Source organism: Okeania sp. SIO1H4 (assembly GCF_010672695.1).
Classification (GTDB): Bacteria; Cyanobacteriota; Cyanobacteriia; order Cyanobacteriales; family Microcoleaceae; genus Okeania; species Okeania hirsuta.
Window position 1 is genome coordinate 33,603 of record NZ_JAAHGB010000014.1, and the last position, 19,417, is coordinate 53,019.

19 protein-coding genes are annotated in these 19,417 nt (G+C 36.5%); 12 read left to right on the top strand and 7 right to left on the bottom strand.

From position 1 onward, the window contains the following. Window positions 1-41: 41 nt before the first annotated feature. From F6K06_RS13150 to F6K06_RS13170, 5 genes are all read left to right on the top strand, one after another. Window positions 42-1,676, top strand: a complete 1,635-nt coding sequence (locus F6K06_RS13150) for a DUF6930 domain-containing protein (RefSeq protein ID WP_124146487.1) — start codon at window positions 42-44, stop codon at window positions 1,674-1,676. A 115-nt stretch (window positions 1,677-1,791) separates the two neighbouring features. Continuing rightward, a complete protein-coding gene (locus F6K06_RS13155; protein WP_124146488.1) occupies window positions 1,792-2,061 on the top strand; it encodes a lectin MOA-related protein in 270 nt (89 codons plus the stop codon). Window positions 2,062-2,332: 271 nt separating this feature from the next. Beyond that, window positions 2,333-3,793 (top strand): 9,9'-di-cis-zeta-carotene desaturase, encoded by a 1,461-nt coding sequence (gene zds, locus F6K06_RS13160; protein ID WP_124146489.1) that lies wholly within the window; start codon window positions 2,333-2,335, stop codon window positions 3,791-3,793. 45 nt (window positions 3,794-3,838) lie between these two features. Beyond that, a complete protein-coding gene (locus F6K06_RS13165) occupies window positions 3,839-4,039 on the top strand; it encodes a hypothetical protein (RefSeq protein WP_124146490.1) in 201 nt (66 codons plus the stop codon). 623 nt (window positions 4,040-4,662) lie between these two features. Further along, window positions 4,663-5,121, top strand: a complete 459-nt coding sequence (locus F6K06_RS13170; RefSeq protein WP_124146491.1) for an SRPBCC family protein — start codon at window positions 4,663-4,665, stop codon at window positions 5,119-5,121. A gap of 451 nt (window positions 5,122-5,572) precedes the next feature. Here F6K06_RS13170 and F6K06_RS13175 read toward each other — a convergent pair whose 3' ends face one another. From F6K06_RS13175 to F6K06_RS13190, 4 genes are all read right to left on the bottom strand, one after another. Further along, the gene (locus F6K06_RS13175; protein WP_205127483.1) at window positions 5,573-5,710 is read right to left on the bottom strand and encodes a hypothetical protein; all 138 of its coding nucleotides are present in this window, start codon (window positions 5,708-5,710) and stop codon (window positions 5,573-5,575) included. A 416-nt stretch (window positions 5,711-6,126) separates the two neighbouring features. After that, entirely contained in the window at window positions 6,127-6,360 is a 234-nt protein-coding gene (locus tag F6K06_RS13180) for a 2Fe-2S iron-sulfur cluster-binding protein (protein ID WP_124146492.1), read from the bottom strand. Between the two features lie 59 nt (window positions 6,361-6,419). Next, a complete protein-coding gene (gene cobQ / locus F6K06_RS13185; RefSeq protein WP_124146493.1) occupies window positions 6,420-7,886 on the bottom strand; it encodes a cobyric acid synthase CobQ in 1,467 nt (488 codons plus the stop codon). Window positions 7,887-8,528: 642 nt separating this feature from the next. Then, on the bottom strand, window positions 8,529-8,936 hold the full coding sequence (locus F6K06_RS13190; protein ID WP_124146494.1) for an Npun_F0494 family protein: 408 nt from the start codon (window positions 8,934-8,936) through the stop codon (window positions 8,529-8,531). A gap of 360 nt (window positions 8,937-9,296) precedes the next feature. Here F6K06_RS13190 and F6K06_RS13195 point away from each other — a divergent pair, with 360 nt between their 5' ends. From F6K06_RS13195 to F6K06_RS13205, 5 genes are all read left to right on the top strand, one after another. Further along, window positions 9,297-9,737, top strand: coding sequence for a peroxiredoxin (locus F6K06_RS13195; RefSeq protein ID WP_287241555.1), 441 nt, complete (start codon window positions 9,297-9,299; stop codon window positions 9,735-9,737). Window positions 9,738-10,105: 368 nt separating this feature from the next. After that, on the top strand, window positions 10,106-10,246 hold the full coding sequence (locus F6K06_RS33945) for a hypothetical protein (RefSeq protein ID WP_287277328.1): 141 nt from the start codon (window positions 10,106-10,108) through the stop codon (window positions 10,244-10,246). 562 nt (window positions 10,247-10,808) lie between these two features. After that, window positions 10,809-12,368, top strand: coding sequence for a peptidoglycan-binding protein (locus tag F6K06_RS33950; protein WP_353734888.1), 1,560 nt, complete (start codon window positions 10,809-10,811; stop codon window positions 12,366-12,368). A 24-nt stretch (window positions 12,369-12,392) separates the two neighbouring features. Next, window positions 12,393-12,755, top strand: coding sequence for a C39 family peptidase (locus tag F6K06_RS33955; protein ID WP_287287968.1), 363 nt, complete (start codon window positions 12,393-12,395; stop codon window positions 12,753-12,755). A 237-nt stretch (window positions 12,756-12,992) separates the two neighbouring features. Next, window positions 12,993-13,979 (top strand): alpha/beta hydrolase, encoded by a 987-nt coding sequence (locus F6K06_RS13205; RefSeq protein WP_287241553.1) that lies wholly within the window; start codon window positions 12,993-12,995, stop codon window positions 13,977-13,979. Between the two features lie 320 nt (window positions 13,980-14,299). Here the strand turns inward: F6K06_RS13205 and F6K06_RS13210 are convergent, their stop codons facing one another. Next, the gene (locus F6K06_RS13210) at window positions 14,300-14,554 is read right to left on the bottom strand and encodes a hypothetical protein (RefSeq protein WP_124154727.1); all 255 of its coding nucleotides are present in this window, start codon (window positions 14,552-14,554) and stop codon (window positions 14,300-14,302) included. Between the two features lie 98 nt (window positions 14,555-14,652). Between F6K06_RS13210 and F6K06_RS13215 the strand changes: the two genes are divergently transcribed. Both F6K06_RS13215 and F6K06_RS13220 read left to right on the top strand, forming a co-directional pair. Continuing rightward, window positions 14,653-15,570 (top strand): AraC family transcriptional regulator, encoded by a 918-nt coding sequence (locus F6K06_RS13215; RefSeq protein ID WP_124154726.1) that lies wholly within the window; start codon window positions 14,653-14,655, stop codon window positions 15,568-15,570. Window positions 15,571-15,685: 115 nt separating this feature from the next. Further along, complete coding sequence (locus tag F6K06_RS13220) at window positions 15,686-16,294, top strand: hypothetical protein (protein WP_124154725.1); 609 nt, start codon at window positions 15,686-15,688, stop codon at window positions 16,292-16,294. A gap of 304 nt (window positions 16,295-16,598) precedes the next feature. Here F6K06_RS13220 and plsY read toward each other — a convergent pair whose 3' ends face one another. Both plsY and F6K06_RS13230 read right to left on the bottom strand, forming a co-directional pair. Then, on the bottom strand, window positions 16,599-17,273 hold the full coding sequence (plsY, locus tag F6K06_RS13225; RefSeq protein WP_124154724.1) for a glycerol-3-phosphate 1-O-acyltransferase PlsY: 675 nt from the start codon (window positions 17,271-17,273) through the stop codon (window positions 16,599-16,601). Between the two features lie 272 nt (window positions 17,274-17,545). Continuing rightward, window positions 17,546-18,943: a DUF3086 domain-containing protein gene (locus tag F6K06_RS13230; protein ID WP_124146378.1), complete on the bottom strand. Its 1,398-nt coding sequence runs from the start codon at window positions 18,941-18,943 to the stop codon at window positions 17,546-17,548. Window positions 18,944-19,417: the final 474 nt, after the last annotated feature.

Consider the following 19,417-nt stretch of genomic DNA (forward strand, 5'->3'; position numbering starts at 1 on the left):
AAGAATATTTACCGATTGCTTCACTTTCACAGGCTTAGTCTATGGCAGCTCTTAATCCTTCAACAATTCGTAGGTTACAAAAATTACAACAAGTTCCAAGTGTGTGGGAAGGCGATCGTCGCCCTATATACTCAGACTCAAGCTCTAACCCAGAGTTAGAGTCAGAAACAACAAATGAATGTATTATTTGGGTCGATGGCTCCCATGGAATGGTACGAGCAATGGACATGGTGACATCAGAAATTGGCCCAGAAGCAATTGTTCGGACACTGCTGCGAGCAATGGAAAATCCTCAAAGTCCAGCTCCAACAATTAGACCTCAAAAAATAGTAGTCAAAGACCGAGAAATTCAATTTTTTCTGAGGGGAGTTTTACAAGACCTAGGAATTACCATTGATTATGTCCCGGATTTACCTCTAATTGATGAAATATTTCAAGGACTACAGGAAGTAGCAGAAAATCGTCCTCCTAACTTACCTCCTGACTATGCGGAAGCTTTACTTGAAAAAGCATATCAAGTTTGGGACGATGCACCATGGGAAATATTAGGAGAACATCAAATTATTTCCATAGAACTTAATCAATGGGATATCAAAAATCTCTACATCTGCGTCTTAGGTAAGTTGGGTATGGATTATGGCATCTTACTATATCGTTCTTTAGATTCTCTCAAAAGGTTTCGGCAACGAGTAGCTTATGAAAAATCTTTTGAAAATTTAGAGGAAGCTTTTTTGGGACAAGATTGTTTGTTTGTCACTTACGATCACCTTCAAGAAGAAGAGGCAGATGATGAGAGTGAGAATATCGACCTCCAAAATTTATCTGCATCAGAAATTCAGCCCAATTTTGGTAATCTACATCCTTTAGAAGGTTTAAGGTCTGTTCTATATGAAGAGGAAGCAGTTACCACATTAGTGGCAATAGAAGCACTCCATCGTTTTTTACGCTCTTGTCGCAAAAAGATGACAGGTAATAAGTTTCCTAGTATCAATAGTCGCTACCGTATCCCTATACCAGAATCTGAACAAATAATTTCAGTCAAAGTGGCCACTATGCCAGAAGTGGCAGAAGAATTATATGAAATGGCTACCGAGGCCGATCTTGAAGGAGATGAAGAATTAGAAATTGAAATGCCCATGCTGAAGAATGATTTGGTCCCGGCCAATTCTTTCTTAAGTTTAGGAATGGTACCTTGGGATACAGTGGCATATCTACGAGACAATACTAAACTACACCAGGCAGCAGAAGTAGATCTTAAATTATTAGGAGAAGGTTTACCAATAGTTTTGATTCAAACTTCTCTGCCAAAAGCAACTAAATTGATAGATGATTTACAAGAAGCTCAAGGACTTCATGGTATCGGGTTTAATATAGGAGAAGATCCCATGGAAGAAACAAGCTACGATTTGGGCATATTTAAAACTTATGATGGTGTGCTTCATTTATTTGGTGAATTTGTGCAGAATGACCCAGTACACAAGAAAGCTAAACAAAAATGGGACAAGCGTTGCCAAGCTACTGATGGTTGGTGTGGTTTAATTATTGCCAGGGGTATTACAGGTGCTTCTCGTGGTCAACCAGATTTTAAGGATATGATGGCTTTGTTTGAAGTGCGCTTTCTCTCTACTAAAGAATTGGGGATAGGGCCATTACAATTAATGCCAATATCTTTGTGAAGAAGGAAGAAGAGATAACTAAGAAGAAGAGATAACTAATAAGTATGTGCCGAATGCCTTTAAGTAGGGAGATAAGTATAAAAATTAAGAAAAAATAAATTACTGTACTTTTGGGATGACAATATATCGTTTTGATTGTGATGATTTTGCTCTTTTGCTCAAGGCTGACTTTGCAAAAAATTCTTATCAAAGTAATAATTTAAATCATTCTCATGCCTTTGGAATTTTGTGGGGCAACTGGATAAATAATGGCGGTCATGCTATTAACTGGATGATTAATGAAGATTGTAAGTTGCGTCTTATAGAACCTCAAAACGATAATGTCTTCTTTCCAAACGATCCAGATGGAGAACTATTCAGTCATATTTATTTTATGTTTTGCTAATGAAATAATTGATCAATTGTAATAGAGATTTTAAATAAATAGGTCGTTATATATGAATCAAAACAAATATATGACAACCTATTTCTGTAAGTAAGAATAAATGGTTGTGCGATCTTAATTAAATTATCTTTCCACAGGTCAAAAAGTAATATGCTAAGACTACAATTTCCCTACATTTCTTCAGAGCAAATTACTTTCTCGAAGCTCAAAAAAGTTTCTTAATTGGTATAATTATTAAGAATTGTAAAAAAAATGATAAAGGAAGTAAATAATGCGAGTCGCGATCGCAGGGGCAGGTTTAGCAGGAATGGCCACTGCTGTAGAGTTGGCTGATGCTGGACATCAAGTGGAAATATTTGAATCTCGCCCCTTTGTTGGAGGGAAAGTAGGTAGTTGGGTAGATGGAAATGGAAACCATTTAGAAATGGGTTTGCACGTTTTCTTTGGCTGTTACTACCAACTTTTTGAATTAATGAAAAAAGTAGGAGCTTTTGAGAATCTCCGCCTCAAAGAACATACTCACAATTTTATCAATAAGGGGGGTAAAACAGGTTCTCTAGATTTTCGCTTTTTGACTGGAGCGCCCTTTAATGGGTTAAAAGCTTTCTTTACCACATCTCAGTTATCTGTGCAAGATAAGCTACAAAATGCGATCGCTCTAGGTACGAGTCCCATAGTTAGAGGGTTGGTAGATTTTGATGGGGCGATGAAAACTATTCGCGATTTGGATAAAGTTAGTTTTGGAGAATGGTTTCGTGGCCAAGGTGGGTCTGATGGAAGTATCAAGCGAATGTGGAACCCTATTGCCTACGCTTTAGGGTTTATTGATGCGGATAATATTTCTGCTCGATGTATGTTGACAATATTCCAATTATTTGCTGCAAAAACTGAAGCGTCTGTGTTGCGGATGTTGGAAGGATCTCCTTATGAATATCTCCACAAACCAATTGTTGATTATTTGGAGGAACGGGGTACTAAAATTTTTACTAGACGACAAGTTAGGGAAATTCAGTTTTCTGAGAATGATGGAGAAACTCGTGTCAGTGGAATAGTTGTTGCTAATGGGGATACAAAAGAAACTATTGTTGCTGATGCTTATGTTTTTGCCTGCGATGTACCAGGTATTCAGCGCATTTTACCGGAAGCTTGGCGAAAATGGCCGGAATTTGAGAATATTTATAAATTAGATGCAGTGCCAGTTGCTACGGTACAGTTAAGATTTGATGGTTGGGTGACGGAGCTACATGATAAAAACCAACGTCAACAGTTAGAGCGTGCTGCTGGTATTGATAATTTGCTTTATACTCCAGATGCTGATTTTTCGTGTTTTGCTGATTTGGCATTGACAAGTCCGGGAGATTATTACCGAGAAGGAGAAGGTTCTTTGTTACAGTTGGTATTGACGCCTGGCGATCCTTTTATTAAGGAGAATAATGAGGCGATCGCTCACCATGTGTTAAAGCAAGTCCATGAGTTGTTTCCTTCGTCGCGGGAGTTAAATATGACTTGGTATAGTGTGGTGAAGTTAGCTCAGTCTTTATATCGGGAAGCTCCTGGTATGGATCCATATCGCCCGAATCAACAGACTCCTGTGCCTAACTTTTTTCTGGCGGGTAGTTATACTCAACAAGATTATATTGATAGTATGGAGGGGGCAACTATTTCTGGAAAGCAAGCAGCTAAGGTAATTTTGGCGAATGTTGAAAATATTTTAAGTAAAGATATTTGCTAATTGTTTTAGTAAGTAAAATTCTTCAATAAATAACAAGGAGAGCAAATGTTTATTCGTCAAGCCCAATTTATCGTGTTAACCTGTATCGCAGTTTTTCTATTTATTCTTTGTTTTGAAGTTGCTCATATGGATCGAACTTTAGCTCAAGGAAATCTACAAAAGGTAATTATTTGCAGTGCAGATAACTCGGATCGATGTGCAGATGTTACTAGTGGCAATAGACTACAGGTAAAAGAGATTCGGTAACAAGTTAAACTTGCATATAATTTGGAACTAGGAATTGAAATATGACTTTGGGTAATGGATAGGATTAGGCAGTAGGAAATAGGGAAAACAAGGAATAACTAGCACGGGAGCAAGATGCTCCCACTGCGGTTTAGCACCCCGCTACGAGAGATTGATGGTGAAATTTTTCTTCTATTGCGTATAGAGCAATAATTAATTCATTTGCTGAAGCACCCCGCTACGAGAGATGGATAGTCAAATTTCTCTTCTATTGCGTATAGAGCAATAATTAATTCATTTGCTGAAGCTCATGCAAGATGTGATGGGTAGTGGGAGGAATTTTTTCTTCTATTGCGTATAGGGAAATAATTAATTCATTTGCTGAAGCACTCCACTAGAGAAGATTGAGTAGTGAAATTTTTCTTCTATTGCGTATAGAGCAATAATTGATTCATTTGCTGAAGCACTCAGCTAGAGAAGATTGAGTAGTGAAATTTTGCGATAAGGATTTTTTTGTGCAGTCTTATAATCTAAAAAGCTTGTATAATGTTTCCATACCTTATGAGTTTTGGTCCGATCCGAACCCTATTGCTCATAATTTTCATTTTTCCTAACTACCCCCTACTTCCTACTCCCTAAAAATTATGAGTAATTGGCTAGAACATAGCGTACAGATAGAGGTAGCTGCTCCAATTGATTTAGTGTGGAATCTTTGGTCAGATTTAGAACAAATGCCTCGATGGATGAAGTGGATAGAATCTGTTGAAGTTATTAAAGATAATCCAGACTTATCCAAGTGGAAATTAGCTAGTGGTAATTTTGAGTTTAGCTGGCTTTCTCGAATTCAGAGAATAGTTACCCATCAAATTATTCAGTGGGAGTCTGTGGATGGTTTACCCAACCGAGGTGCAATCCGTTTTTATGACCGTCATGGTAGTAGTATCGTCAAGTTAACTGTAGCCTATGGAGTTCCTGGCTGGTTAATTAAGATTATGGATAATTTATTTTTAGGTAGGATGGTAGAATCTACTTTGATGGCAGATATGGAAAGATTTCGTGATTATGCTGTTGCTGTCAAGCAGAATGAAGAAGGAAAAAGTTAACTATAATTATGGGTAATTGGTAATAGTTTAAGTAGTTTAAAATTTTATTTAATGCACATGAGATGAAAAGGCAAGCTGATGAGTTTTCCACCTTTTAAATCAATGAAATATAACAATTTTAAGAAAAAAAAATTGAAATCTCTGGCTAGAATTAACTATTTAAATCTAATTTAGTTAATATGTTTTTGCTTTTAAAGTTGGGTATTGATTTGGCTAAACCACAACCTAAGTCTGAAATGATTATGGATAATCTTCTAGTAAAATTTTAATTGTTGAATAATGAAATTATTTTAATTAAGGCAAAGAAAAAAGGATTGGAAATTTTAATTTCAACTTTTGAAGAAGTGCTTAAAGGTATAATACCAATTTTCAAAAATAATGTTAGGAATAATAAGTGCAATAAAAAAATTTTGCAGGAAATGTATCTTTGACAAAAAAGAGAATTTATGACCTAAAAACTGGTATTAAATCTATTCATTCTGACTCCTGACTCCTGACTTCCCCTCCCCTCCTGGGAGGGGTTAGGGGTGGGTTGGGAGGGGTTAGGGGTGGGTTGACTTCTAAGAAGTACCCTACCTATTTGTAGCAAACATTTATAAAATTGGTATAACAGGAGGATTTAATGCTCAAATAGGTGCTGAAAGAGAGGAAGTTCAAGAATTACTTTTATTAAAAAAATACCTTGAGAAACTTTCGATTCTCAACAAAGTCAAATATCAACTATAAAAATCCCAATTGTCAGTCAAACAGCTTAAGAATATTAAAACAAATTTTAAACGAAGCTTGTAACGGCATTAAAATTTTAGATTTTGAAAACAAAATAGGAACAAGCAAAAATAAATTAAACTCTTTGCTGGATTTAAGTAGCAACTTATATAGATCGATAGAACAATAAATATAAGTCAAAGAGTTAAACTTCTATTAAGTAGCTAAATCAAATTAATTACTATTATTTATACCCCGTAATTTTTTACTAGAACCTACAACCTACCACCCACATTAAGATTACCAGTCCATGTCTACAGACAGATTTATCGTCATTTTTTTCCGTCCTGGAGGAACTGCTGTAATACAAGCGCAAATAATTTGACCACCATCAATTTCAACTTCACAAGCATGACAAGAACCCATTAAACAACCTGTAGGAATAGTTACTCCAGCACGTTCAGCAACTTCTAGAATAGGTTCTCCTGACTCTGCCTCAACAGTAACATTATCTGGCAAGAAAAGTATTTCCATAATTAAGCAATAATTATTTGATTAACTGTTAGCTTATAGTGAATTTTAATCAGTAAATTTTAGTTAAATATCAACTTTAAATTTAAGTGACGATTAACTTGATCTGTAACTGAATCTAACATTATTTCTCTTTGTTCTCTATAGTTAGCAACACCAGTAGGTAGACCTTCGAGACCTCGTTTTTTACGCAAGAGATTTAACCAGGAACGACGCCAAGGACTATTATCAAAAATTCCATGTAAATAGTTACCCCAGACAGACTGATTATTATTAATAAATCCCAAATCACGATCATTAAATAAAGGATTTACCATATCTGGTTTTGTAATTTTGGTTCTACCTTGATGAATTTCATAACCGATTACTGGTAAATTAGCTAGAGGATAATTAGCAATAACTTGTCGCTGACGAGAAATTTTTTGAGCAGCAATTACAGTTTTGAGTGGTAGTAGTCCTAGTCCTTGATATTCTCCCTTTTGTCCTTCTAAACCCTGAGCATCAATTAAAACTTCACCAAGCATTTGAAAACCACCACAAATTCCCATAACTGTACCGCCAGCAGCTTGGTAATCCTTGAGAGCTGTTGCCATGCCACTTTTTTGTAATATTAATAAATCGCTAATAGTAGTTTTAGAACCAGGAATAATTACCGCATCAGGATAACCTAAATCATCATTAGGATTGAGATATTTAATCTTGACACTAGACTCTGCATCTAAAGGATCAAAATCAGTAAAATTAGAAATTCTTGGTAATTTAATAATTGCAATTATAATCTCAGTATTAGATTTAGTAGAACGTTGGTCTAAAAGACTTAAAGAATCTTCGGCAGGAAAGACTTCATCAATCCAGGGAATTACGCCAATTACAGGAATATTAGTTCTTTTTTCTAACCATTCAATACCTGAATCTAGAAGCGATCGCTGTCCTCTAAATTTATTAATTACAATCCCTTTAATTAAACTTCTTTCTTCTGGATCTAGCAGTTCTAGAGTACCAATAATATGAGCAAAAGCACCACCTCGATCTATATCAACTACTAAAATTGTAGTCGCATTCAAGTACTTGGCTACTCGCATATTAGTTAAATCTCGGTGCTTTAAATTAATTTCTGCTGGACTACCTGCTCCTTCACAGACTATAATGTCGAATTCCTGAGATAAAAGTTGTAAACATTCTTTAATAGCCTGCCAACCAATATTAAAATATTTCTGATAATAATCTATGGCTCCTACTGTATCTAATACTTTTCCTTTGAGGATAACTTGAGAAGTCATATTTCCTTGAGGTTTCAACAAAATAGGATTCATTTCTACCGCAGGAGTAACACCTGCGGCCCAAGCTTGTACTGCTTGAGCATAGCCGATCTCTCCACCACTAGATGTGACATAAGAGTTCAAAGCCATATTTTGTCCTTTGAAGGGGGATACTCTCCATCCACGACGTGATAAAATTCTACAGATAGCTGCAGTGATCAGAGATTTCCCCGCATGGGAGGTAGTTCCCACTACCATAATTGCTTTCATAGCTGTTTGTAATAAAGGAATTATAATTAAGATTTTTCTATCTGCAATCTAAAATATATATAGCTAGCTTTGTGTAATCTTTTACTATACCAATTTTATGTGAGGCTGCACAGAATTATGAAATTTATGAACAAGTCTTTCTTGAGCTACAGTCAACTCTGATTAAAATTTTTTCTATGGAACTTCTTATGAATTTGGTAAAATACTTGTATTTTTGGCGTTGGTAAGTCAAGCTATGAAACCTAAATTTAGCGAAATATAAAATGCTTTTCAGTTAATAGTTAGACAATTGCTATTAAAGCACAATCATAGCCACGCATCACCAACGCCGTATTTTTTTTTACTTTACAAGCTGATAAAGTATATAAGCTTTCGAATAAGGTAGATAAGAAATTGAGAGAATATTTGGTGGTATATGAGGTACAAATATTAACTATAAAGTGCGGGCATCTTGCATACCATAGAACCTCACTGATATTAAACATATTGTAAGAGCAAAAGAAAAGCATTTTGAGCTATTAGCGCTTTTTTTTGAAGTTAATAATCTATATTCACTTAATTTCAGAATCTATAACTATAAAGTTGAGGTTTGACTAAAAAATTACGATCGAATTCTTCAAAACTTGAATATTTTTTGCCCATCTAAATAGGAAGTCGAAACCAACGATTAATTAAATTATAGAAGCGATCGCTCACAGAGGGTTGAGACCAACTTCCCTTTGGAGAATATTTTTTAACTAACTTATGGCCCAGAGGTGTGAGGCGAAAACCATCTGTAATACCCTGTCCATCAACTTCTCTCCTTAATACACCCACCTGAATGAGCCACATTAGATAATTTTCAGCAGCTAATTCTGATATAAGCGAACGAGTATAGGCATTTTTGAAGCCTATCTCTGATGCTATTGATTTTAATTCCACACTTCTATCCGACATTGTTACAAATAAGCTGATGTTAAACGGACTACAACTAAGCGCTATTTCCGCCCTTTTTTCAGTATTAGTAGGGTATTGGAGTGATATTAAGTTTGCAGATTTTATAGAGGTCATTGTTATTATTTTTTTTTATTCATTATACCATATAAGTAAGTTTTTTTATCTTGATTCATAATACAAATAATATTACATTAAAATAAGCTATACAAATAATACTTGATTTTTTTTTACTAAGTAGTTTAGAAAACAATTTATAGGGTAAGTAATGCTAAATCCGGTTTATAGATCCTCACAATTGTAAAAATGCGGAGATAGGGTGTGGGGAAAATAAGGAAGAGGTTTAATCTTAGATTATATAAAATATTTTTGATAAGCGGATTTGGTATAAAAAGTTTTTCAAAGCACAAAATATCTTAAAATAACAGAAAGAAAACAAGGCCATACTGTAAACCTATTAAGGAGAAAACAAAATCTATGCCATTATCTGTTGGCACTAAAGCACCAGAATTCACTGTAAAAGATACCAACGGCAGCACCGTTTCCTTATCTGATTTTGCTGGCAAAACAGTTGTCCTATATTTTTATCCCAAAGATGATACTCCAGGTTGCACTAAAGAAGCTCAAAGCTTCCGAGATAACTATGCTGAATACCAAGGTAAAGATATGGTTGTTCTTGGTGTAAGCATGGATGATGAAGCTTCCCACAAAGCTTTCACTGAGAAATATGGTTTGCCTTTCCAACTATTGGCAGATGTTGATGGCGCTATCACAAAAGCTTATGATGTTGAAGGTGGTGGATATCCTAAGCGTGTCACCTATATTATTGACTCCACAGGGAACATTTCTCACGTCGATGAGAATGTGAAAACTGGTAGTCACGCTCAAGATATTTTAGAAGTTATCGGTGCAAAATAATTATAGCCAGGGAATAGGGAATAGGGAATAGGGAATAGGGAATAGGGAACAGTGGGAAAAACATTTCCCTGTCTTACGGTTTATGATCAGTCTATGTCCTCAGCAATCCATTCTTTGCTATAGTTTGTACTAGACATCTCCGATAATAAAAAATAAAATTGATTATCGCACAGAAACTATCAATTCTTCCCCTCCTGGGAGGGGTTAGGGGTGGGTTCCCTACTCCCTACTCCCTCTTTTCTGGAGATTTCTACTAATTTTCAGTATCTAATAAATTTTCCGAAAAATATTTTTTTACTCATCACCTGTAGAATTATCTACAGGTTTATTTGTTGTAGTAAATTTTAGTTTTAGAATAAATAGAAATTATGAGTAAAGATACCCTTTCCTATCTTGGTCCGACCGAATTTCTAGTTAATCAACCTACTATTATTACAAGTAAATTTAATCCCGAACAAATCCATAGTATTGCTCTATTAGCAGAAGATAAATACTTTGAATGTTACTAAAAATCTAGCTACAGGATGATGGCACATAATTTTAGAATCAGGGTTTAATACTTCAGGAAATCGTTGGTTACGACTGAAAGGAACGGATATAAATAATATTTTAGTTATTGAACAAACAATTAATATTACTGTTAATACTGAACCGAATATTTACCCATCATTAACATTAATTACCCTCACGAATACTGTCTTTCAAGAAAGATTAGAATATCTAGATAATTTAACTGCTCAAGAAAAAGCAAATCTATCAGCAGGTCAAACTTATCGACTGCTAAATTATCAGTTAGTAGATAACTATCTACAAGTTGAACTTGCAACACCTATTCCACTCATTGGCAAATTTGGCTATTTTAATTCTCAACAAGTACACTTATCTAAATGGGCAAAAATTCTCTACTTCAATCGTGCTAATTTACCAGAAGCACCCCCAGATAAAGCCTTACTATGGGTCAAAGAAAGAACTCAAATTAAACTTAAACCGGAACCTTATTCCCAACTAGCATCCAATGAACAAATAGAACTTTTTTCTGGAGAAACTTATGTTATCCAAGGTTATGCAAGTGTGGAAGATCATTTTCGAGTATCTTTAACTAAAGCTATCCCAGGTTTTGGCGATACAGGATATATCGATCCACAAAAAGTGGAAATTATCAGACAAGGGGAAACAGTAAAATATAATCAAACAGCGATCGCTCTGAAAACCCTCAACAATACCGTCATCAAAAAGCAACCAACAAACGAAGCATATTTAAAACCAGATGAAAAATTAATTCTGCAAAAAGGAATGGTTTATGGTGTCTCCAACTACACATACCAAAATAACCATACCAGAATATTACTCACAGAAAACCTACCCGACTTTGGTAACGAGGGGTACGTTTATCCAGATTTTGTGCAATTAACTGAAGCTAGTCAAGCTTTTGCTACTGCTGCCACACTCAAATTTTTAGGTCCTACAGAAGTTTTGGTGAATCAAAGCACAACTCTCCGGGGTACTTATGATCCTAGTCAAGGAAAAACTGTAACAGTGACTGCGGAAGATAAATATCCATTGCCAGTGAATCTTGACTCAGAGTCTGGTTTATGGGAAGTCAAATTAAGTCGAGGTTTTAATACAGAGGGAACACGGTGGTTACGCTTACAAAGTCTTGATAGTAAGGGAAATGTTGTTGATAGTAAAGTAATTAATATTTATGTAAGTTCAGAACCAATATCTGCTGGAAAAGATACTAAATTGAAAGTTGTCAAGGATACTTGGTTTAAATTATATCCTATAGATAGTTCCAAGCTTAATAATCAACAAAAAGTTAGGGTTGACGCAGGAGAAATTTTTACTGTTGAAAAATATGGATTAGTTGATGGGCATTTAAAAGTGGTATTGAGTAATGCAATATCACCGATAGGGAATTTTGGCTATTTTTATGAACCCTATGTTGAAATGACAAAAGGTTCTAAACTTCTACTATTTGATTTTACCGATGTTCCAGATACTTATATCAGCGCTAAAATATTGGTAGTTCAAAAAACTTTTATTAAGGGTAGTCCAGAAGATTCATCTCAACTTGATGATAATCAAAAAGCAGAATTATCTCTAGGTCAGACTTTGGCAATTACTGGTTATGCTTCCACTAAAGGACATTTTCGCGTAACTCTGCTGGAATCTATTCCCGGTTTTGGTAAAGTGGGATATATCTATTGGCAGCACGTTAGAATCAAGAAACAAGAAGAGGAAATACTCTACGATCCTAATGCTATGACGATGACGGTTCGAGAAACTACCGTGATAAAAAAGCGACCTTTGTTTTCATTTTTGTTAGGTCGCTCAGAAAGAGTAACGTTACCTATTGGTCGAGTATACGGGGTGAATAGTTATGCTGTAGAGGGAAATCATCTCAAAGTTGCTTTGACCGAACAAATGGGGGAATTTGGTAATACTGGTTATGTGTTTCCTAGTTATTTTTTGTTTAAACGTGGGAATAAATCTTTTAATCCCATTAGAAATAATATAGAGCTGAATGTACCCTATTTTTCTCAACGTGATAACCCTCGGTTTTATTGGTCTACTTGTAATGTAACATCGATCGCCATGATATTTGCTTATTATGGAGTACGGTCTTATTGAGGCGATCAGTTAGAAGATGAGTTATTGGAATGGTGTTTTAATAATTATGGTCAGGGTTCAGAAACAGACCACAGTGTATTATCAGCGTTAATTCGTGCTTATGATTTTGAGACAAGTTTTAGTACTACCCGTGAGTGGTCTGAGGTAAAAAATGAGTTGAATAACCGTCGTCCAGTAGTTGTGGCAGGAGACTTTACTGCTAGCGGTCATATATTGACAGCGATCGGATATAACTACAAGGGTTATATTGTTAACGATCCTTGGGGGAATGCTTTAACTGGTTATTCTGATACTGAAGGTACTCGTTTAACTTATCCCTATGATTACATGGATCGAGTTGCAGGTCCTAATGGAGGTGTTTGGGCGCATTTTATTCGGAAAAAGTAGCATAGCGCGTAGCGCTAGGGAATAGAGGGAATAGGAAGTCCAGTAGGGTGTGTTAGCAGTAGCGTAACTGAGCAAGACCCTACATCTATTGTCAGGTCAGTGCCTAAGTCCTGTTCATTTAAAACATAAGTTGCAAAAATGTATCCAAATCCTGCAGTTTTGTTTATTTACTAATCTCAAATAACTGGATAATATCGTAAATGTAAGCGAATTTAAAACTTAATTGAACAGGACACCATGATGAAATTACAAAATTTAAAATCTGGAAAAAATGATATTACCTTTAAATCTCAGGGATTAAACCTTTCAGCTCACCTCTACACACCAGAAGGTTTTGATTCAAATGGTAGCTATCCCGCTATTGTCTTTTCGTCAGCCTTTAACCAAGTGAAAGAGCAAACCGGAGCCGTTTACGGTCCTGATCTTGCCGAACGCGGTTATGTCATGATCGTTTTTGACCATATCGGTTATGGCGACAGCGAAGGGGAAATTCGTAACAACGAAAATGCATTTGTGAAGATTGAAAGCATCCGCGATGCGGTTAGCTTCATGGGTACACTTCCCTTCGTTGACCGTGACAACCTCTTTGGCATCGGCGTTTGCGCATCAGGCGGTTACATGGCTTTGACTGCCACGACAGATAAACGCTTGAAAGCGATTGCCTCTGTATCCGGCATGATGGGCAATAAGGCTAGCTACTTTGAAGCGATGGATCGTGAGACTGTTACAGCCTTAATCGCTAGACAAAATGCAGGTCGTCAAAAAGCCTATGAAACAGGCGTCGTCGAATATGTTGATGCGCTTGGCATGGGAGCAGAAGTGGAAGCGGTCAAGAATGGAGCAACACCGAGCGAAGGTTATGATTATTATATGACCAAACGTGCGGGTGCGGAAACTTACCCCAACTACTCGCACCTGTCGCCATCCTTTATGCTTGAAGCACCGATGTTGGCTGATGCGACAAGTTACGCACCTTACCTCTACACGCCATACATTGGCATCATTGGTGAAAAGGCGATGGAGCCTGCTAGTGGTGTTCTCATGACAGGACCACTAACAAAAACTTTCTTCGATAAAGCATCTGACCCGAAACAGTTTGTTGAAATCGAAGGCGCATCCCATGTTGACCTGTACGACAGAGACGAATTTGTTTCTAGAGCCATTGACGCGATGGACGGGTTCTTCAAAAAGCATGGTGGCGCACAAACCAAAGCCCAACCATAGTCAGTCCCAGCGGTAGCCTACAGTGCTTTTCAGTTGAGTAGACCACAAAACTGTTGTAAGAGTAATGAGTAAGGAGTAATGAGTAATGAGTAAGGAGTGAGGAGTAATGAGTAATGAGTAAGGAGTCAGTATGATTGTGGTTTATTCATTATTAAACCGCTGTAATATCATGTCCGGTTGAATACTTACATTTTGGAGGAGGTAAGGCAGAAGCGGTGCGACCCCTTGCGCCTGTCGGCGCAAGGGAATGCTGACCAAGAGAGGGAATGCGCACCAAGAGAGGAAAGAAAAGGTACTTACGGGAAAAGGTTTTTTTATCACTAATTATTGCTCTGCTGATTAAATATAAAAGCATTTACAGATAAAGGTTTTAGCCATTTTAAGTCGTGAAAAAGTATCAGTTTTTCGGTGAAAAGAGCTGCATAAAGTGAGGACGTTGGGGCAGGGCGAGGCAGAAAAATCAAGGAAAAATTATTTCTCCTACAATCCCAGTCTTCCCACATTCCCCTCCTGGGAGGGGTTAGGGGTGGGTTCCCACACTTCCCACCCGGACCACACTTTGCTTTTTTCAACAAGCCCTAATTATCCGGACATGATATAATGCGACTAAACGAAGTGGATCGCCCATGCCTCCTCTAGGCGATCCACTTCAAACAAGATAAGGTGATTTAATATGAATACAAAAAAGATACATTTCAGTGATTTGAGAGAGTACCACAGCTTTTTAGGGCTTCCAGACCCGGAACATCCTTTGTTTTCTGTGGTAGCTATGTCGTCCAACAAGACAAATGATACAAAATGTGACGATCGAGATATTACACTAAGCGGTGATTTTTATTCGGTATCACTCAAGCATATTACATCCGGCGAAATCTTTTACGGCCGCACAAAATATGACTGTAAAAACGGCACAATGATTTTCATGGCTCCGAAGCAGGAAGTGAAGGTTGTGGGGCTAAATGTAAAATCAACAGGCCGCACAATTGTTTTCCATGAGGATTTTATCCGTGGGTATTCGATCAAGGATGAAATCAAGAAATATAACTATTTCAGCTACGCAGTCAACGAAGCCCTACATTTGTCGCAAAAAGAGGAACAGATGATTTCAGGGTTGATTGATCAGATAGAATATGAATATCACAGCAACCAAGACGAATTCAGTAAAGAGCTTATTCTCTCACAGCTAGATACGTTGTTAAAATATGCCAATCGTTTCTATCACCGTCAGTTTTTGCATCGTAAAGAAAATAACTCTAATTTACTTGATAAATTCATTGATGAAGTTGAGCGTTATATGAATGAAGATCAGATTTATGGAAAAGCAATTCCAACAATTGAAGAAATTGCAAATAAACTGAACATGACTCCTCGTTACTTAAGCGATGCTCTAAAGGTAGAAACAGGCAAAACAGCTATAGAAAATCTTCATTTACATTTGCTTGATAAAGCAAAAGATTTATTGTTAGATTCTAATGCAACAGTAGCAACAGTAGCTTACGCTCTCGGCTTTGAATATCCTCAATATTTCTCACGATTATTCAAAAAGAAAACAGGTATAACACCAACCGAATACATAAAATCCTATAATTAATTAGATGAAACAGTCTACTACTTCTAGTTATTTTTTTCCTCAAAAAATGGTTTTGTAAGATTTATTTCTCAAATATGTATAATATCTAAAAATTCAAAAATTATTTAAGAATATTATGGAAGATTTAATAACAATAGAAACAGCAGCTAATTCAGTTATCAAAAATTCCCCGAATAAACCCTCTCAAGATTCTGTAGTCTCTGCACTTATTCAAATTGAAAAACAGTCAAAAAAACAAGAAAATAACTATAATATTGAGCAATTATCGGGCAATTGGCAATTATGTTTTATTACTGGTACGAAAAAAACTAGAAAGCGAGCAGGTATTGTTCTGGGAGCTGGACGTTATATTCCTAATTGGGTAAAAATTTCACTCTCCTATTTTTCTCCTCTCAATACTTCTGAAACACCTGAGCAATTAGAAATAGGCAGGGTAGAAAATACGGTAGAATTTGCTGGTTTGAAACTATCTCTTTCTGGTCCGACAAAATTTATAGATAAAAAAAATATTTTGGCGTTTGATTTTACAAAAATTACAATCAAATTATTAGGAGTAAAACTTTATTCTGGATATATTCGAGGTGGTCAAGAAAGTGAAGATAAATTTGCGACTGAAAGTGTGGGTAAGCAAGCTTTTTTTGCTTACTTTTTGATTCAAGAAAAATTTATTTCTGCGAGGGGAAGAGGTGGAGGATTAGCTATTTGGGGAAAATTGGAAAATTAGAATTTCAACAGTTAATTCAGAAGGAAGAAGGAAGAAAGAAGAAGGTTTTATAGCACTGCGTCTTTTGGTTAGGACAATAAATTTGGGTTGTAGGGGAGACTATACATAAGCAATTTTCCCTTTTGCTCTCTGCTTTCTACCTTCTTCAACTAAGAGGATATCTGAAAAGTTTTTTGATACTGAATTTTGCCCGTCTAGCAAGCCAACTTTGGGGGGAACAAGAGTCAATTTACTTCTAAAAGTCCCTCAATTTTGAGGGATTTAGGGGGCTTGGATGTAGTAAATGAGACTTCTCAGACAACCTCTAAGATTCCGTTGATAACTTTTGCCCAATTCTAGGTTCTTGACCAGCTAAAAGTCGTTCAATATTGCTGCGGTGACGCAAAATTACATACATACCACCAGCAACAGCAAATATTTCATAAGGCAGTGGTTGACCTGTGAAAAACATTAACCCAGAAACAGAAATAGTAGCAATGATAGAACTCAGAGAAACAATACGACTAATAGCTAAAAATACAGCAAATACAGAAAGTGCTCCTAAACCAACAACCCAAGACATTGCTAACAAAATACCCAGACTAGAAGCAACTGATTTGCCTCCCTTAAAACCAATCCAAATAGATTTAGTATGGCCGAATATAGCTATTAGTCCTGCTAAGATTACCATCCATTCTTTTGCTATATAAACATCAGGTATTCCAGCAGCAATAGTTAAGTTTTGCACAAACAAAAGAGAGTAAATATAGCGGACTAGAGCGATCGCTAATACCCCTTTTAAAATATCAATAACTAACACCGCCAAAGCAGGCCATTTGCCGATGGTTCTTAATACATTTGTCGCACCTGTAGAACCCGAACCTTGTTCGCGAATATCAATCCCGTAGAACCACGAACCTATCCAATAACCACTAGGAGTAGCACCCAATAAATAGGCAATAATTAATATTACTCCGTTTAATAATAACCAGCTAATCATTAAATTACTCCTTTAAAAAAAGCATCAATTAGGAGGAACAAATTTAGCATAGCTTGAATTGATCCTATATCCACAATCCCTCTGAATTAGCTTTTTGCTTGCTCCAATTCATAGATATAGCAATTCCCAAGAAGCGTGAGGTACAAAATTACTTTGCTTTAGGGAGTAGGAAATAAGAAAAACAACTGTACCTCAGTAAATTGAGAAAGGCGATATTTATTCTTCCTTCTTCCTTCTTCACTTCTTCCTTCTTCCTTCTTCCTTCTTCCATTTCAAAACCTATCTATGGAGTTCTGAAGTCCAGGTTCAGGAGCAAAAGCTAACCACAGAGGAAACTGTAACATTGAGAGACTAATTCTATCTTCCGTATCATCAATTATAATGAGCGGTAATTTTCCCTGTTTTACCAATCTGTCTGCTTTTTGGGCCAATACTTCTGGCTCTTCAAACAAAGCCACACCTCTATCTGGACTAAAATCACGGCGGTCAATTCCTAGACAATCTTGTAAACCCCGACGCCATTCTCCTAAACGTTCCGGGGAGTTAGCAAGTATTAGGGCCCGTACTCGTGTATCGTACAAATCTCTTAGTACAGAAACAATTGTCGAAGCAAGCAAAATATTTTGCAAGCGACTGCCCATAGTTCGCAGGGCACCACGACCACCCTGGGAAAAAAACCAATTAGAAACTCTTTCTGCATGAATAGGTTCAAATGTACGCCGTAATTTCCAGGGAGGGCCATAATAATCTGGCATCTTTCGATATTCATCAAGAATTAGACGAATTTGTCTAGCTTGCTCCTCAAAACCCATTTCTGCAAATTGTGGAGTTTCAGCATTTCTGACAGACCGAGGAGAATTTTCCATCACAGAAGGTGTTGGAGGTTCCTGTATCTGTGGAGTTAATTCTAACTGTTCGGCAGCAAGAGCTAAATCTTGTAAACTTCCTACTAAATAATCTTTAAATCCCTGAATTCTAATTGCCAAATCCTGAGAAGCACCTGCAAAAGTAGTTCGCATCTCTTTCTGAATACGTTCTTTGCGACGTTCTAGTTTTTCGACTTCTACTTGCAATACTTGTCTACGGGACTCTAACTGATTCAAAGCTTCAGGTAACAGACGCCCTATGGCCTCAGTTTGCGCCATTACTTCTTGCTGTAATTTGGCCTTGGTTTGTTGTAGGACAGCTATTTCCTCCTTCAAATTTTCTTCTTGCTGTTGAAGGCCATTAACTGCTGGTGTTAATTCTGTTTCAATTTCTGCAACTGGGGGAGTTGTAGGTTCTTCTTTGATATTAGGAATATCTGTAAAATTCTCTTTTACAAATGGGGGAGTTGTAGATTCTTCTTTGATATTAGGAGTATCTGTAGAATTCTCTTCTACAAATGGAACATACTCTGCATCTATTTCTGTAACTGGGGGAGTTGTAGATTTTTCCTTGATATTAGGAGTATCTGTAGAATTTTCTTCAACTAATGGAACATACTCTGCATCTATTGGTTGAGTCGTGGTAGACTTGTAAGTCCTGACACTTTGTTTATCTGTAGGAATAACTTGAGTCTCAACCTCTTCATCTAAATCCCAAGGTGAAGGAACTATTTCATTTATATTATCTGAAGTTGTTGTTGATTGGTCTTTTTGTTCTTCTGATTGTGTTTCGTCTGGGTACATAATGGAAAAAAATTATCAAGACTTTATGCTATTTTCATTCAGGGTTTTAAACTGAATAGTTTTTATTTTCTACTTTAAGCTTTTGTAGATATTAGCTCAAAGGGAACGATTCATTAATGGATAATGAATAATGAATAATGGATAATTACCTCTAGTTAAAACCGTTACGGAATTGAATATAAGGAAATCTGATTTCTTCTCTTGGTCGATTGGATATGGCGAGGAGACCTGTTCTTGCAGACCCGCTCCGAAGATCGCCATCCCACCCTACGGGAAGCTCCGAAGATCGACCGCTTTTTTCTCCTTAAAAGGAGAGGCTTTAAACCCAATGGATTAATTATCAATTATCCATTGGTAATTTTAGTAGATTTATGTATAACTTTTAATATACCAATTTGATAAATATTTGCTACATTTTCGCATTGCAGGGGAGTAGGGGAGTTGGTAGGGAGATTTAATTCAACGTCTGATAGC

Coding starts and splice junctions, on each gene's coding strand:
- plsY (WP_124154724.1), bottom strand. CDS start 17,273: ATGATTAGCTGGTTATTATTAAACGGAGTAATATTAATTATTGCCTAT.
- F6K06_RS13155 (WP_124146488.1), top strand. CDS start 1,792: ATGACAATATATCGTTTTGATTGTGATGATTTTGCTCTTTTGCTCAAG.
- F6K06_RS13150 (WP_124146487.1), top strand. CDS start 42: ATGGCAGCTCTTAATCCTTCAACAATTCGTAGGTTACAAAAATTACAA.
- F6K06_RS13220 (WP_124154725.1), top strand. CDS start 15,686: ATGGAAGATTTAATAACAATAGAAACAGCAGCTAATTCAGTTATCAAA.
- zds (WP_124146489.1), top strand. CDS start 2,333: ATGCGAGTCGCGATCGCAGGGGCAGGTTTAGCAGGAATGGCCACTGCT.
- F6K06_RS13195 (WP_287241555.1), top strand. CDS start 9,297: ATGCCATTATCTGTTGGCACTAAAGCACCAGAATTCACTGTAAAAGAT.
- F6K06_RS13215 (WP_124154726.1), top strand. CDS start 14,653: ATGAATACAAAAAAGATACATTTCAGTGATTTGAGAGAGTACCACAGC.
- F6K06_RS13205 (WP_287241553.1), top strand. CDS start 12,993: ATGATGAAATTACAAAATTTAAAATCTGGAAAAAATGATATTACCTTT.
- F6K06_RS13165 (WP_124146490.1), top strand. CDS start 3,839: ATGTTTATTCGTCAAGCCCAATTTATCGTGTTAACCTGTATCGCAGTT.
- F6K06_RS13170 (WP_124146491.1), top strand. CDS start 4,663: ATGAGTAATTGGCTAGAACATAGCGTACAGATAGAGGTAGCTGCTCCA.
- F6K06_RS13180 (WP_124146492.1), bottom strand. CDS start 6,360: ATGGAAATACTTTTCTTGCCAGATAATGTTACTGTTGAGGCAGAGTCA.
- F6K06_RS33945 (WP_287277328.1), top strand. CDS start 10,106: ATGAGTAAAGATACCCTTTCCTATCTTGGTCCGACCGAATTTCTAGTT.
- cobQ (WP_124146493.1), bottom strand. CDS start 7,886: ATGAAAGCAATTATGGTAGTGGGAACTACCTCCCATGCGGGGAAATCT.
- F6K06_RS13190 (WP_124146494.1), bottom strand. CDS start 8,936: ATGACCTCTATAAAATCTGCAAACTTAATATCACTCCAATACCCTACT.
- F6K06_RS13230 (WP_124146378.1), bottom strand. CDS start 18,943: ATGTACCCAGACGAAACACAATCAGAAGAACAAAAAGACCAATCAACA.